General features: G+C 57.4%; 11 protein-coding genes and 1 pseudogene. 5 read left to right on the top strand and 7 right to left on the bottom strand.

Annotated features, from left to right (window positions below; translation table 11 throughout):
• Positions 1 to 149 precede the first annotated feature (149 nt).
• From JQ558_RS16130 to JQ558_RS16115, 4 genes are all read right to left on the bottom strand, one after another.
• Positions 150 to 497, bottom strand: coding sequence for a hypothetical protein (locus tag JQ558_RS16130; protein WP_212294185.1), 348 nt, complete (start codon positions 495 to 497; stop codon positions 150 to 152).
• Between the two features lie 23 nt (positions 498 to 520).
• On the bottom strand, positions 521 to 898 hold the full coding sequence (locus JQ558_RS16125; protein ID WP_212294184.1) for a response regulator transcription factor: 378 nt from the start codon (positions 896 to 898) through the stop codon (positions 521 to 523).
• A 65-nt stretch (positions 899 to 963) separates the two neighbouring features.
• Positions 964 to 1,578: a response regulator transcription factor gene (locus JQ558_RS16120; RefSeq protein ID WP_212294183.1), complete on the bottom strand. Its 615-nt coding sequence runs from the start codon at positions 1,576 to 1,578 to the stop codon at positions 964 to 966.
• Positions 1,575 to 3,800, bottom strand: coding sequence for an ABC transporter substrate binding protein (locus JQ558_RS16115; protein WP_212294182.1), 2,226 nt, complete (start codon positions 3,798 to 3,800; stop codon positions 1,575 to 1,577). The genes JQ558_RS16120 and JQ558_RS16115 overlap by 4 nt, the downstream gene beginning before the upstream one ends.
• 527 nt (positions 3,801 to 4,327) lie before the next feature.
• Here JQ558_RS16115 and JQ558_RS16110 point away from each other — a divergent pair.
• The 5 genes from JQ558_RS16110 (at position 4,328) to JQ558_RS16090 (ending at position 11,529) form a co-directional block, all read left to right on the top strand.
• Positions 4,328 to 5,293 carry a formylglycine-generating enzyme family protein gene (locus JQ558_RS16110; protein WP_249142498.1) on the top strand — a complete coding sequence of 322 codons (966 nt, stop codon included), beginning with the start codon at positions 4,328 to 4,330 and terminating at the stop codon, positions 5,291 to 5,293.
• 16 nt (positions 5,294 to 5,309) lie between these two features.
• Entirely contained in the window at positions 5,310 to 7,091 is a 1,782-nt protein-coding gene (locus JQ558_RS16105; RefSeq protein WP_212294181.1) for an arylsulfatase, read from the top strand.
• 89 nt (positions 7,092 to 7,180) lie between these two features.
• Positions 7,181 to 8,776, top strand: coding sequence for an arylsulfatase (locus JQ558_RS16100; protein ID WP_249142485.1), 1,596 nt, complete (start codon positions 7,181 to 7,183; stop codon positions 8,774 to 8,776).
• A gap of 51 nt (positions 8,777 to 8,827) precedes the next feature.
• Positions 8,828 to 10,300 (top strand): arylsulfatase, encoded by a 1,473-nt coding sequence (locus tag JQ558_RS16095; protein WP_212294179.1) that lies wholly within the window; start codon positions 8,828 to 8,830, stop codon positions 10,298 to 10,300.
• Between the two features lie 206 nt (positions 10,301 to 10,506).
• Complete coding sequence (locus JQ558_RS16090; protein WP_212294178.1) at positions 10,507 to 11,529, top strand: transporter; 1,023 nt, start codon at positions 10,507 to 10,509, stop codon at positions 11,527 to 11,529.
• A gap of 87 nt (positions 11,530 to 11,616) precedes the next feature.
• On the opposite strand, the pseudogene JQ558_RS16085 reads toward JQ558_RS16090, so the two are convergent.
• From JQ558_RS16085 to JQ558_RS16075, 3 genes and pseudogenes are all read right to left on the bottom strand, one after another.
• Positions 11,617 to 11,881 (bottom strand): annotated as a pseudogene (locus JQ558_RS16085) (response regulator); the annotation flags it as partial.
• Position 11,882: 1 nt separating this feature from the next.
• On the bottom strand, positions 11,883 to 12,086 hold the full coding sequence (locus JQ558_RS38340; RefSeq protein ID WP_409410528.1) for an FIST N-terminal domain-containing protein: 204 nt from the start codon (positions 12,084 to 12,086) through the stop codon (positions 11,883 to 11,885).
• 456 nt (positions 12,087 to 12,542) lie between these two features.
• Positions 12,543 to 13,202, bottom strand: a complete 660-nt coding sequence (locus tag JQ558_RS16075; RefSeq protein WP_249142484.1) for an LssY C-terminal domain-containing protein — start codon at positions 13,200 to 13,202, stop codon at positions 12,543 to 12,545.
• Positions 13,203 to 13,371 lie beyond the last annotated feature (169 nt).

The raw sequence follows: 13,371 nt of genomic DNA, 5'->3' as shown, positions 1-13,371 counted from the left end.
GCATACGTTATGGAAGGAGCCTATCGCGGAATATTGGACCCTGGTCCAATATCGTACCCCACGCATGCTTATCTACCGCGCATAGTTGGCCGTGATCTCGGGCGAGACGAAATTTAACAAAGCGCGAATTGGCAATACGGGGGTACCGGCTATCTCGTCTTCACCCATACATCCATCTGGAGGCAGGTTTGCAGGCTGACGTAGCTCGGCGTGCCTCCAATGCTCTCTTGGGAGACGCAACTCGTTCTGCTGGATGGGGCGAATTTTGGCCATTGGCTTCCGAGCTGCTGCCGGGCCGCCGTTTCATCGTTTATGCAGGACTTCAGCGATTGGACGTCGCTAAGTCCGGCCGTTGCGGCAAGGTCGAGCTTGCAGCTCCGAACAATGTCGAACGTCGGAACGCGATCGGCAACGGTGACGACGAGTTGCGAGCTCAAGGCGATCATCGAAATTGAAAGAGGCATTTTTATATCTCCATTCGTTATGGTTTCGTTCAAGGAGAGCTATCTCGAACCAAACGTTAAAGCTCCTCGCGAGGAACGTTGATTGCTCGATCTATAGCGGCAAGTAAGGTGCTATCCTGAAGGGGCTTCAAGAGAAGATCCGCCAATCGAAGGTTTTCCTGGTGCGCCGCGTCGTGGTGAGCCGTGACCATGATCGTCGGGATGCCGTAGCCATTACGTATTAAATGCTCTTGGAGTGCTTGCCCGCCCATAACCGGCATCTGGAGATCGACAATCAGGCATCTGGGAAGTCCATCGGACAAGGAAGCAAGGAACTCTTTTCCAGATCCGTATGTGTGAACCTTATAGGCGTGGGATCGCAACAGCCTGCTCAACGCCTTGAGCACGGCTGGATCATCGTCGACCACAGCAATCCAGGAAGAAACCTCCGCCATAGAGGAACATTGCGCCCTGTTTGCTCGGCGGTCGAGTTGACCCTTGGGCCAATAGACCCGGATTGCTATTTTGCGATCCCTGCCTTTTCAGCCAGGCGGACCAGGTCGGCAATGCCTCGAACGCCGAGCTTTTCCATCACCCTGCCGCGGTGCACCTTGATCGTCTTTTCGGCTGTACCAAGATCGCCGGCAATTTGCTTGTTGAGCCGGCCGGCGACCACGTGTCCGAGTACTTCCCGTTCTCGCGGGGTCAGCGAGCTGATCATCGCCTGGATTGAGTCCAGTTCAGAGTCAGCCCGTCGTTGCTCCCCGTCCCGGGTTTTTGCGCGCTGGATTGCTTCAAGCAGATCCGTTTCCTTGACCGGCTTGGTCAAAAAATCCAGCGCGCCTGCCTTCATGGCGCGTACACTGGTTGGAACGTCGCCTTTGCCAGTAATGAATATCACTGGTCGGTGCGAGCCTTGAGCAGTCAGCGCTTGTTGCAGGCCGAGACCATTCAGTCCCGGCATAGCAACGTCGAGTACTGCGCAACCAGATGCCGCGGGGTCGTGTTGCAGGAGGAATTCTTGCGGAGATGAATAGGCCTGAACTTCATACCCCTTGGTGCGAAGCAATCGCGACAGTCCTTTCCGCACACCGGCATCGTCATCGACCAAATAGACAGTAAATTCATCTGTCATGACGTCGTAGCCTCCCAGCTCGGTAGCAAAAGCACTGCGATCGCGCCCCCGCTCGCTTCGTTCATAACCGTAAGCTGCCCGCCATGTGCCTCTACGATGGCCGAGCAGATCGCGAGTCCAAGACCGAGGCCGTGTTCCTTTGTAGTATAAAATGGTTCGAATAAACGTCCATTTTCCAAAGGACCAATGCCGTGCCCTCGATCCTTTACGCACACCTCAACCGATCCGCTCTCCATCCCGCGGGTTGAAATCAGAATATGTCGCTGATCGACCGGGATCGCGGCCATAGCATCCATTCCGTTCATGACAAGATTAAGCAGAACTTGCTGCAATTGAACGGAATCTCCCGTTGTCAGGAACAGCCTGTTCTCAAGGTCGAACCTTATGCTGATTTCCCGGCCGATCAGTTCGCTGTGGAGCAGGGCCGCGGTCGAACGGACAAGGTCATTGATGTTGACCGATTCTAGCTTTCGCTCGCCTTTTTTAAGGAGATGACGGAGTCGCTGTATCACTTCTCCGGCGCGGTTGTCTTCGTGAACGATGTCCTGAAGAGCATCCCGGATTTCTTCGAGATCCGGCGATTTTTGTCTCAACAAGTTCAGGGCCGCCTGGGCGTTTGACAGTATCGCAGTGAGCGGTTGGTTGATTTCATGGGCTATCGAACCGGAGAGTGCGCCTAAGACAGACACACGCATCAGGTGCTCAACTTCCTGGCGTTGCAAGGCGGTCTCGGCTTCGGCCGATTTCTGGTCAGTGATATCGACGAAAATGCCCCCTAATTGGCCGGGCTCATCGTCGCCTCCCGCATAGGGGCGAGCGCGTATGCGGATCCAACGCAACTTGCCGTTCGGCAAGACAATCCGCACATCATTGGCGGCAGGCCGTTCCGACCTGTTTGGCTTACAAATTGTGCTGTTTGCGATTTCCAGATCCTCGGGATGAACGGCGGCGAGAAGCACCTCTCGGGTAATCGGCGTTTCCTGCGGCAATTCGAACAGCCTCTTGCAATGGTCGGTGACCCACAGCTCATCCGTAGCCCGGTCAAACTGCCAGAGTCCGATATTTGCCGCAGCGGCGGCAAAGATCATCCGATCGTCGCTAACCTTCAGCAGTTTTTCCGCTTGCTGTCTCCTGCGCCATTGAATCAGCAAGGCGCCCAAGAAGGCCGTTTGCAGACCGAGCACGGAAAGTGCCGCCAGGACGGTGCCCCGATGTTCGTCCCAGATCGTCGGTGGCTTGAACAAGACGACAGTGCCGGGAGGCAGATCTCTTTCCTTCAGATTCCAGCGTTCCATTGCCCGGTAATCGACGCGGTAATGCTGGACCGGATTTGTTCGGGGTGCCAGCGTCGTCGGATCCGCGCCCTTCATAATCTCGATAGCCATTTCAGCAGCTGCGGTGCCAATCGATTCGAACGTCTCAACAAATCCGCCGACTGCGCCGTCTCCGATGAACGTATCGTAAGGCCCGTAAACCGGGGCAGGTGAAAGCTTGGCCAAATCGGCGGCGACCTGCGCCGGAACGAAGGCCTTGCCGTCGCCATCGACAAAAATAGTCAGGACGATCACGATCGAATTTTTAGGTACCTTCGACAATTCAGCAACGAGCTCGGCATAAGGAAGTTCGAACAGGAAAGTCGTCTCGAATTTGGTACCTCGCTGCTCGATGACCCTGCGAGCGGTTGCTTGCCAACGACGATCCGCCTCGCCGCTGCCTGCGATGACGTACAGGCGACGAGCCTCCGGTTGCAACCGTTCCGCCAGCGATAGCGTTTTTGCTAAGTCGAAGCCGGTGATGATCCCGGTAATTCCCGGCGGAGGGCGCAACGCCGCATAGGTCTGAGGCGAGATGGATGCAAAGACCACTGGGACCTTGGGAAGAAGGTCTTGATACTGGATGACAAATGGTAGTGCGGCGCTGCCCAGCGCCATCACTAGGTCCGGAGGATTCGTGCCGTATTTATCGCGAATAAACGTCGCCGTTCGCAGCGCATGAGCTGCGTGGGGATTCCGGGCGAGATCGAGAAACTCCGCATCAATCTCTATTGATCTCGAGTGCTCGATCAGTCGCTTTCGAGCTGATTCCGCAATAAGGCTGGTGGCAGGAAATGAGTAGTTGAAGCCGTGAAGCACAAGAACTCGCGAACGCTCCGCAGCGCGGGCTTCCCCGAGCAAAAATAGCAGTCCAATGCTGCACCATAAAGCAATGTGCGTCGTCTTCATTTTGGAAAGGTCGCACTCAACACTAAATTTCTAAAAAGTACTCGCACGATTCTGCGTTTGCGCTATGCACGATAGCATCCTTTATGACCGTATCCCACTCCTTCCGCGCTAGGAATGTAAGCGGGTTGCTCTGAACGGAGGCGCCTACGATCGTTGCGGCGACCGGTCGCGCATTTGCGGTGCTTCACTAGTCGCTCATCGAGAGCTCCCTATTAAGTTGTGGCACAAATTGCATATCTGCGGTGCGAACGTCACAACCCACGGAAGAAAGGATGATTTTCGAAGCGCGTTGAGCTGTGCGAACGGAATATATTTCGTCAGACGAAACCGATCGACGCTGTCCCTGCAGTCCCCCCATTCGGATGAAGCTCCCGGTTGAGGACAGCTGAATCGTTCAATGGTGGACTACGGTCCAATAGCCTGTGACAGGGCCCCCACGTAACGTGCGCCAATCACGAATGCCGTTTTGGCGATCGATCGGGAGGCAACGCTCGAGAATGTCGGCGCTTTTCTCTGCACCCGCGGCAATGGGCCATGCTTCCGCTGATTCCCCGCAAAGCCAGGGGATGATCTGGATAGCCGGCGGCACTTTTCGCATGGGGTCGGACAAGCATTATCCCGAAGAAGCTCCAGCGCATCGGGTCTCCATCGATGGCTTCTGGATGGACCAGCATCCAGTGACAAACCGGCAATTCAGAAAGTTCGTAAGGGCGACCAAACATGTTACCGTCGCCGAGATTACGCCGGATCCAAAGGATTATCCGGGGGCGCTTCCGCATATGATCTATGCGGGCTCGCTGATGTTCTCTCCCCCCGCTCATCAGGTCAGTCTCCGGGACTTCAGCCAATGGTGGAGCTTCGCCAAGGGCGCCGACTGGCGGCATCCCTACGGCCCAAGAAGCAACATCCGGGGTCTCGATGACCATCCAGTGGTGCACGTGGCCTTCACCGACGCGCTCGCCTACGCGACATGGGCGGGTAAGGACCTTCCGACCGAAGCCGAGTGGGAATTTGCGGCACGAGGCGGGCTTGAAGCTGTCGAATTTGCCTGGGGTGATGAATTCATGCCAGCCGGGCGTCACATGGCCAATACCTGGCAGGGTGAATTCCCCCTTCAGAACGCCAATGCCGACGGGTTCGAGCGAACTTCGCCGGTAACTGCGTTCCCACCCAATGGGTATGGCCTCTACGACATGATCGGCAACGTTTGGGAATGGACCGCCGACTGGTACTCGCCAAAGCATCAGCCGGATGCGACGAAGGCGTGCTGCATACCGCAGAATCCGCGCGGCGGCCGGGAGGTCGACAGCTTCGACCCCGGAACGACAAACGTGAAGATTCCCCGGAAGGTCATTAAAGGCGGCTCGCATTTGTGCGCGCCGAACTACTGCCGGCGCTACCGGCCGGCAGCACGACATGCGGAGGAGGTCGATACGTCAACAAGTCATCTTGGATTTCGCTGCGTCAGGCGAGGAGCGTCCGATGAACCATAAACGGGAGAGCCAAGTCATGTTAGATTTTACCTTCGACGACAAGCAGCTTCTGACCGAAACACCGCGACGGCAACCGGCAGGTTGGCTCAGGCGCTCTTGCGCCGCGCTACTCAGCGCCTCGATGATGATACCGCTGGCCGGCCCGGTCAGCACACCGGCCGCGGCGCAAACGCCCCCGAAGCCCAATATATTGTTCATCATGGGTGATGACATCGGCTGGATGCAGCCCAGCATTTACCATCGCGGCCTGATGGTAGGCGAGACACCCAACATAGATCGCATCGGCAATGAAGGCGCGATCTTCATGGATTATTATGCCGAGCAAAGCTGCACGGCGGGCCGCAACGCCTTCTTCACAGGGATGCATCCGCTGCGAACGGGCATGATTCCTCCTCAGCTCCCCGGCAGTCCGTCCTATCTGCGGCCGGGTACCCCAGCGCTGGCCAAATTCCTGCTCGACCTGGGCTATAACACCGGCGAGTTCGGCAAAAACCACCTAGGCGACCACACCGACGCCCTTCCGACCGCACACGGCTTCCAAGAGTTTTGGGGTTACCTTTATCATCTCGATGCGATGCAGGGAGTAAGCTACCCTGACATCAACAGAACACCCACCCAACAATCGATCGTTCCGCCTTGCAAGAACACGCCGATTCCGGGCCTTGTCGAGGTCCCCGGCGCTGTGGATCCGAGGACAGCGACTTGCCTTACGCCACCACGCCCGGTGATGGCATGCAAGTCATCCGACGGAACTGCCAAGAACCAGACATGCGTAGATGAAGGGCCGCTGACGCTTGAGCGCTCCAAGACGGTGGACGAGGAGATATCTGCCAAGGTCGTCGACTTCCTCGATCGTAATGATCCGAAGAAGACCAACAAACCATTCTTCGCTTGGTACAACCCCGCTCGCATGCACATCACGACGGTGTTCTCGCCCAAATATGAGGCCATGCTCGGCGAGCGCGGCGGCAAGGATTGGGGCATTCAGGAAGTCGGCATGAAGCAGCTCGACGACAATATCGGCGTGGTGCTCAAGAAACTGAGTGACATTGGTGCGCTCGACAACACCATCGTCGTGTTCACCACCGATAACGGCGCCGAGGTGATCACCTTCCCGGATGGCGGCGTGACACCGTTCAAGGGTGGAAAGCTGACCACTTGGGAAGGTGGCATGCGCGCTCCACTCGTTGTCCGTTGGCCGTCCGGCGGCATCAAGGCGGGAACGGTCAAGAACCAGATGTTCGCTGCGCTGGATTGGTTGCCGACACTCGTCGAATTGGCGGGCGGGCCAAAGGGCAATGCGTTGAATGAACGCATTATGACCGGAGGCTACCCAGGCATCGTCAAGACCAAGCTCGACGGCATCAGCCAAGCCGACTACCTGACCGGCAGGTCGGAGAAGTCGGCGCGCGATACCTTCTTCTACTATACCGGCGCGCAACCGTCGGCGGTGCGGTATAAGAACTGGAAGCTCTACTACACCATGGTCGGCGCCGGCCCGATGGACGGACTGACTGGCGCGACGACCTATCACTGGACCCAGATCGCCAATATCAAGCGGGATCCGTTCGAGTATACGGTGGGTGCCGACCAGAAAAGCCTCACGGGATTGGGCGGAGCACTTGCCGCTCCGAGCACCGCTTACCTTTACGACTGGAATATCCTGCCGATCGGTCAGCTGCTCTGGCTGAAGGAACTCGAATCCTTCAAGGAGTTTCCGCCGATGCAGGACCCGGCAAGCTACAACCTCGATCAGGTTCTCGCTTCACTCAAAAAGTCCAAGAATCGCAGCGACTGACAACCGGTGACTGCTAGGCGGCGTCGCTTTTCGACGCCGCCTGCACTGGCGCATCGAGGCCCCCACGCAACAATATGAGAGAGACGATCATGAACATCTTTCGACGCGCGTGCATTGGTCTCCTCGCATCGGTTGGGGCGGCAGCAGGACTTGTCTCGCCGCTATCCGCGCAACAACAAAAACCCAACATCCTTGTCATAATGGGCGACGACATCGGCTACTGGAACATCAGCGCCTACAATCGCGGCATGATGGGTTATCGCACTCCCAACATCGACCGCATCGCCAACGAGGGCGCGATTTTTACTGACTATTATGGACAGCAATCGTGCACCGCCGGACGTGCAGCTTTTATTACGGGGCAGAGTCCGTTGCGCACGGGATTGCTCAAAGTGGGCCTGCCTACTGCAAAGGAAGGCCTATCCACTAAGGATCCGACCATAGCTGAACTCTTGAAGCCGCACGGCTACGCGACCGGTCAGTTCGGAAAGAATCATCTTGGCGATCGCAACGAATTCCTGCCCACGGTGCATGGCTTCGACGAGTTCTTCGGCAACCTTTATCACCTAAATGCCGAAGACGAGCCGGAGCATCCCGACTATCCAAAGACCCCTGCGTTCAGGGCGCAGTTCGGCCCGCGTGGCGTGATGAAGTGCATCGCGGTCGCGACCGACACGCCGGGCGACGATCCCCGCTTCGGTACCTGGGGCAAGCAGAAATGCGAGGACACTGGGCCGCTGACCAAAAAGCGCATGGAGACGATCGACGAGGAATTCCTTGGCGCCACAAACGACTTCATTGAGCGCGCTAATCGCGACAAGAAGCCTTTCTTCGTGTGGTTCAACCCGAGCCGGATGCATATCTGGACCCGTCTGAAGCCTGAATCACAGGGAAAGACCGGGTTCGGTGTTTATCCCGACGGGATGGTCGAGCATGATGGCCAAGTCGGGCAGGTGCTCAAGAAGCTTGACGACCTTGGGATCGCCAACAATACCATCGTCATCTACACCACCGACAACGGTGCGGAGACTTTCTCGTGGCCCGACGGCGGCGCCACCCCGTTCCGGGGAGAGAAGAACACCAATTGGGAGGGGGGCTATCGCGTCCCGGCAATGGTGCGCTGGCCCGGGACCGTGCCTGCCCGAACCGAGACCAACGATGTGTTCTCAGCAGAAGACTGGGCACCCACGCTGCTCGCGGCAGCCGGCGAACCAGACGTCAAGAGCAAGTTGCTGTTGGGCTATGACGCCGCTGGCAAGAACTTCAAGGTTCACCTCGACGGCTACGATCAGCGCGACCTTCTCTCGCGCAAAGGTCCCAATAAGCGCCGCGAGTTTTTCTACTGGACCGACGATGGTAATCTGGCTGGTCTTCGCTACGACCAATGGAAAGCTGTGTTCCTGGAACAAAAAGCCCATGGTTTCGATGTTTGGTCACAGCCGATGATCCAACTTCGGTTGCCGTCGTTGTTTAACCTCCGATCGGACCCGTTCGAGCGAGCTCAGCATGAAGCCGGTGACTACGTTCGGTGGTTCGTCGAGCATGCCTTTGTGCTTGTGCCCGCACAGGCGGTCGTGGGCCAACATCTCATGAGCTTCCAGCAGTTTCCGCCGCGCCAACGTCCGGGCTCATTCTCGGTCGAACAGGCAATGGAAAAACTGCGCAATCCACCTTCGAGCAACTGAGCCTGCCTAACGTAGAGTGTGAGGGCGGCGGGTTGGCACTGGGGAACTCTCATGAATAAGCGCGTCTGGCTTGGCTCAATTGCTTCCCTGGTCGCCTTGACCGTCTCAAGCGGATCAGCGGCCGCGCAGCAGCCCAGAAGGCCCAACATTGTCGTCATGCTGGCGGACAATTTGGGTTATGGCGAGTTGGGCGTCTATGGCGGTGGAATCCTTCGCGGCGCAGCTACTCCGCGGATTGACGCCCTGGCCGGCGAGGGAATGCGTCTGCTCAATTTCAACGTCGAAGCACAATGTACACCGTCTCGGTCAGCTCTGTTGACCGGCCGTTTTGCCATCCGTTCCGGCACTTACGAAGTGCCGATCGGTGGGGTTCCTGATGGACTGACACAGTGGGAAGTCACCATCGCGGAGCTGCTATCGGCGCAGGGGTACGCGACCGGTATTTGGGGCAAATGGCACCTTGGAAGCGCCGAAGACAGAATGCCGACAAACCAGGGATTTGACGAGTGGTATGGCATCCCGCGCACGTACGACGAGGCGATGTGGCCTTCGCTCAACAAAACTAGGAGCATGTGGCCGTCGGTCGGGAACGAGCAGGGCTGGAATGCGAACGTCGTTCATCCCGAGCATATTTATAAAGCGAGCAAGGGTGAGAAACCTCTGCAAGTTGCGGTGCTGGACGTGGATCGCCGTCGCACCATGGACGCGGAAATCACGACACGTGCGGTGGAATTCATCAAGCGCAATGCCAGCGCAGGCAGGCCGTTCTACGCCTACGTTCCGTTCGCGCAGGTTCACATGCCGACGCTTCCAAATCCGGAATTCGCAGGCAAGACAGGCAAGGGCGACTGGGCCGATTGTCTGGCTGAGATGGACCACCGTGCCGGACAAATCCTCGATGCCATCAAGCAATCGGGCATCGAAAACGACACACTCGTCGTGTTCGCCAGCGACAACGGCCCGGAGGCAACCCATCCCTGGGAGGGGGACAGCGGGCCCTGGCGCGGGACGTATTTCACAGCGATGGAAGGCTCGCTGCGAGCGCCGTTCATTATTCGCTGGCCGGGCCAGGTGCGAGCGGGTCGGGTCAGCAACGAAATCGTCCACGTTGTTGACCTTTTCACGACGTTTGCGCGCGTCGGAGGTGCGGATATCCCGAAGGATCGCCCGATCGACGGTGTGGATCAGTTGGACTTCTTTCTCGGCAAACAGGAAGCTTCCAACCGCGAGGGCTTCCCGGCCTACGTCGCCGACCGCCTTTCAGCCGTTAAATGGCGAAATTGGAAAGTGCACTTCATCTGGCAGGAAAACATGTACGCTCCGCCGCAGAAATTGCCGTTGCCAAAGATCATTAATCTACTCACCGACCGGAAGGAGGAGCGCGATGTTGGGGCGCAAAACTCCTGGGTCGCCGATCCCGCAGTGAGGATCATCAGCGAACTGGAAACAAGTTTCAAGAAATACCCTCCGATCAAGGTTGGCACCCCAGACCCCTATAGGCCATCCGAGGCCGGTGCGAGGTGACTTCGCAGGAGATCTGGGTGAGGGAGGCCATATTCTGGGGCGGCGCAATCCGGGCTGTCGCAGCATACCTGACTAGAACAACTTCTGGTGTTGCCTGTGGCTGCAAAACCACAGACTTTCGACAGCTATTCTGATCTAGTTTTGTTTAGGTGTTGGCGCGTACTTGAGAGAGTCGGATAAAAATCGCTTCCTCGAATATTTGTCGAATGACATTCATCGCTGCCGCGACGTTAGCGCTTCAGTCTCAGATATCCAGGGCGGACGAGAACGGTGTCTCTCTTTGGCTTCCCGGCCAATTCGGTAGCCTTGCCGCTGCCCCCGTTACTCCGGGATGGTCGCTCGGGGTAGTGGGCTATCACACCAGCGTCGGAGCATCCGGAAATGTTGCCGCAGCGCGGCAAATCCAGATCGGCCAGGTCCCGGCGACGGCGAACGTCAATCTCAACGCCAATCTGAGCGCCCGCGGCGATCTGATGTTCATTTCACCGACGTACACCTTCGCGACCCCTGTGCTCGGGGGCCAACTCGCCATAGGCGTGATCGGAGTTGTCGGCCATCTCGACACCAGCATTGCGGGCACTCTGACCGCACAGGTCGGTCCCATTGTCGCGACGCGTAATGGCGTTCTGTCGGATTCGTTGACCGGCGTCGGCGATCTCTATCCCCTGGTGACGATGAAATGGAATCAGGGCGTTCACAATTATATGGTCTACGGGTACGGGGATATTCCAGTCGGGTCCTACGAATCCACACGTCTGTCGAACATCGGTATCGGGCACGGCGGCATCGACTTCGGCGCCGGGTACACCTACCTCAACCCAGCGACGGGCGTCGAATTTTCCGGAGTCGGCGGCTTCACGTACAATTTCAAGAATCCAACTACGCAATATCAAAGTGGCATCGACTTCCATTTTGATTGGGGCGCGTCACACTTTTTGTCCAAGCAGCTTTTTGTCGGTGCGGTCGGATATGCCTATCAGCAAGTGACGGACGACTTCGGCGCCGCGGCTTTCCTTGGCGGATTTAAGTCGCGAGTGTTCGGCCTTGGACCCCAGCTTGGCTATCTGTTCCCAGTTGGAGACAAGCAGGGATACCTAAATCTCAAAGGTTACAGGGAATTCGCCGCGGAAAACCGACCCGAAGGGTGGAACGTCTGGTTGACATTCGCGATCTCGAACGCCGCGCCTACGTCGACAGTTACGCCAACGAGGCGTGCGATTACAAAGTAAGATTTCGCGTGGTGATCCGCCGCTCGATGATTCAGGCATCGGTCTGGAATTGAAGTGGCGCGATTGCGCCCCAAACGGACATGGAAACTAATGTCCAGGCTTGAGTCGACCATCTATTTCGCGACGAAGCGCAGTGAAGTCGATTGGTTTAGTCAATAGGGCCGCTGCACCTCCCTCAGAGGCTCTTCGTGGTGCCGCCATCGCCGTAGGCGGTGATCATGATCACCGGGACGTCCGGTCGTGACGCTTTGGCTTTTGGCAGGAGTTCAAGCCCGCTCATACCGGGCATATTGACGTCGGACAGAATCAGGAACAAAGGCGCCGCATTGGCATCATTGATTTTTTGAAGGGCGCTATCGATCTTCAAAGGCGATTGGGTTCGTGAAATTCAATTCGTCGGATCTGATGGTCATCACGGCCACTGCGAAGCTCGACTCGTCGGCTTCGGCACCTGCGATGACTCCCCCGCCAGACCCGCCGGCCAGTGGAGCACCACCGGTGGCTACGCGGACGGCATCTAAGAGTGCGCGCTGTTCGTATCCGACGGAAGCAAACATAAAGACGAAGTCAGGTCGGTCGATCCCGGCCGCCGCCAATGCTCTCTCGGCTGCCTCTGGCCCGGCTACCTTCGGATTTCGATGATGGCTTACCCATCGGCGCGACCTTTCATCGACGAGGGCTTGCCTCCGCCCGCAACAACGTTCAGGCCACGTTCAAATCTGATTGCGACCCGCCAAAAAGAAGAACACTATCCACAGCGCGGACTACGACCACGCCGAGCCCAGAGTTTGGCATCTGTGTCCGAGCCAGCCGGAAGTCCGCTATTGGGCACCGTTGAGATTGTCTGCCTCTCCTGAGAATGCCCGTTTCGAGGGGGTAGGCCGGCACTCGCCGTTGACCAGCCAAACCGTTGCGAATGTTCCTTGAAATGATGTTTACAGAGCCAAGACCCAGAGCGGACATTTCCGCTCGACGAGGAAGGGAAGGCGATTGCTCTCTGTTCGCTCGAATTATCACTTCAGGAAAGAACTCCACGCAAACATCATATCCTTCATCTGAATCAGTGCGGGCGCGGAGGTTATTTTCGCGGGATCCGGTGCTTTCTGGCCAGCCGAAATTAGGGTCGCCACCCATATTTCGCCGTCGGTGTAATAGGGGTCGCCTTCACCGTTGCGACCGTTCAAAGTTGGACCAACACCCCTCACTTGCGAGATACTCAGTACCGTCCGGGCGTTATCCAGTCCCTCAATTAAACGATTGCGTTCCTCATCGATGTTGGGCGCTATCTTGTGGGTGACCTGACCCGTATCGCGGCTCAAAGTGACCCCACTGTCGAAGCTCGCCGATCCCAGCCAAACCGGACCGCCGTCAGCGCCGCTTTGCAAGACTAGCCATAACCGGACGTGCTGCCGACGGTCCGCACTGGTGCCCGCAGGCTTTTCGAACGCCAGATCCTCAGGCCGACCGTCGAAATAGAGCGGGCTCACGGGGGCATTCTTGTATGAACGATCCAATAGAACACTTCCAATGATTTCAAAGCTAGTGCGCAAGGTCACGGGATCGGCCGGATACCAGCCGGCTGCATGGAACGCTGAGACCACGTCTCCCCGAGCTCCGACCAGTCCGACATTAATCGCGTCACCTGGTATCCCCTGAGCCGTCGCGGTTACCATCGCCCGTTTTGAAAGGCCGGGTCGATGCTCGATCCGAGTCCATGTTGCGGGCAATATCAAGTAGCTAACAATCACGTAGATTGAGATTAGGACCCCAACTAGCCAAAAATAGCGAGTGTGGATCGGGAGCCTCACCAGGACGGAACTCCTTCAGGTCGTGGGCCAGAAA

It is taken from the genome of Bradyrhizobium sp. AUGA SZCCT0160 (assembly GCF_018130105.1).
Classification (GTDB): Bacteria; Pseudomonadota; Alphaproteobacteria; order Rhizobiales; family Xanthobacteraceae; genus Bradyrhizobium.
This window is presented reverse-complemented; position numbering and strand designations above follow the sequence as displayed.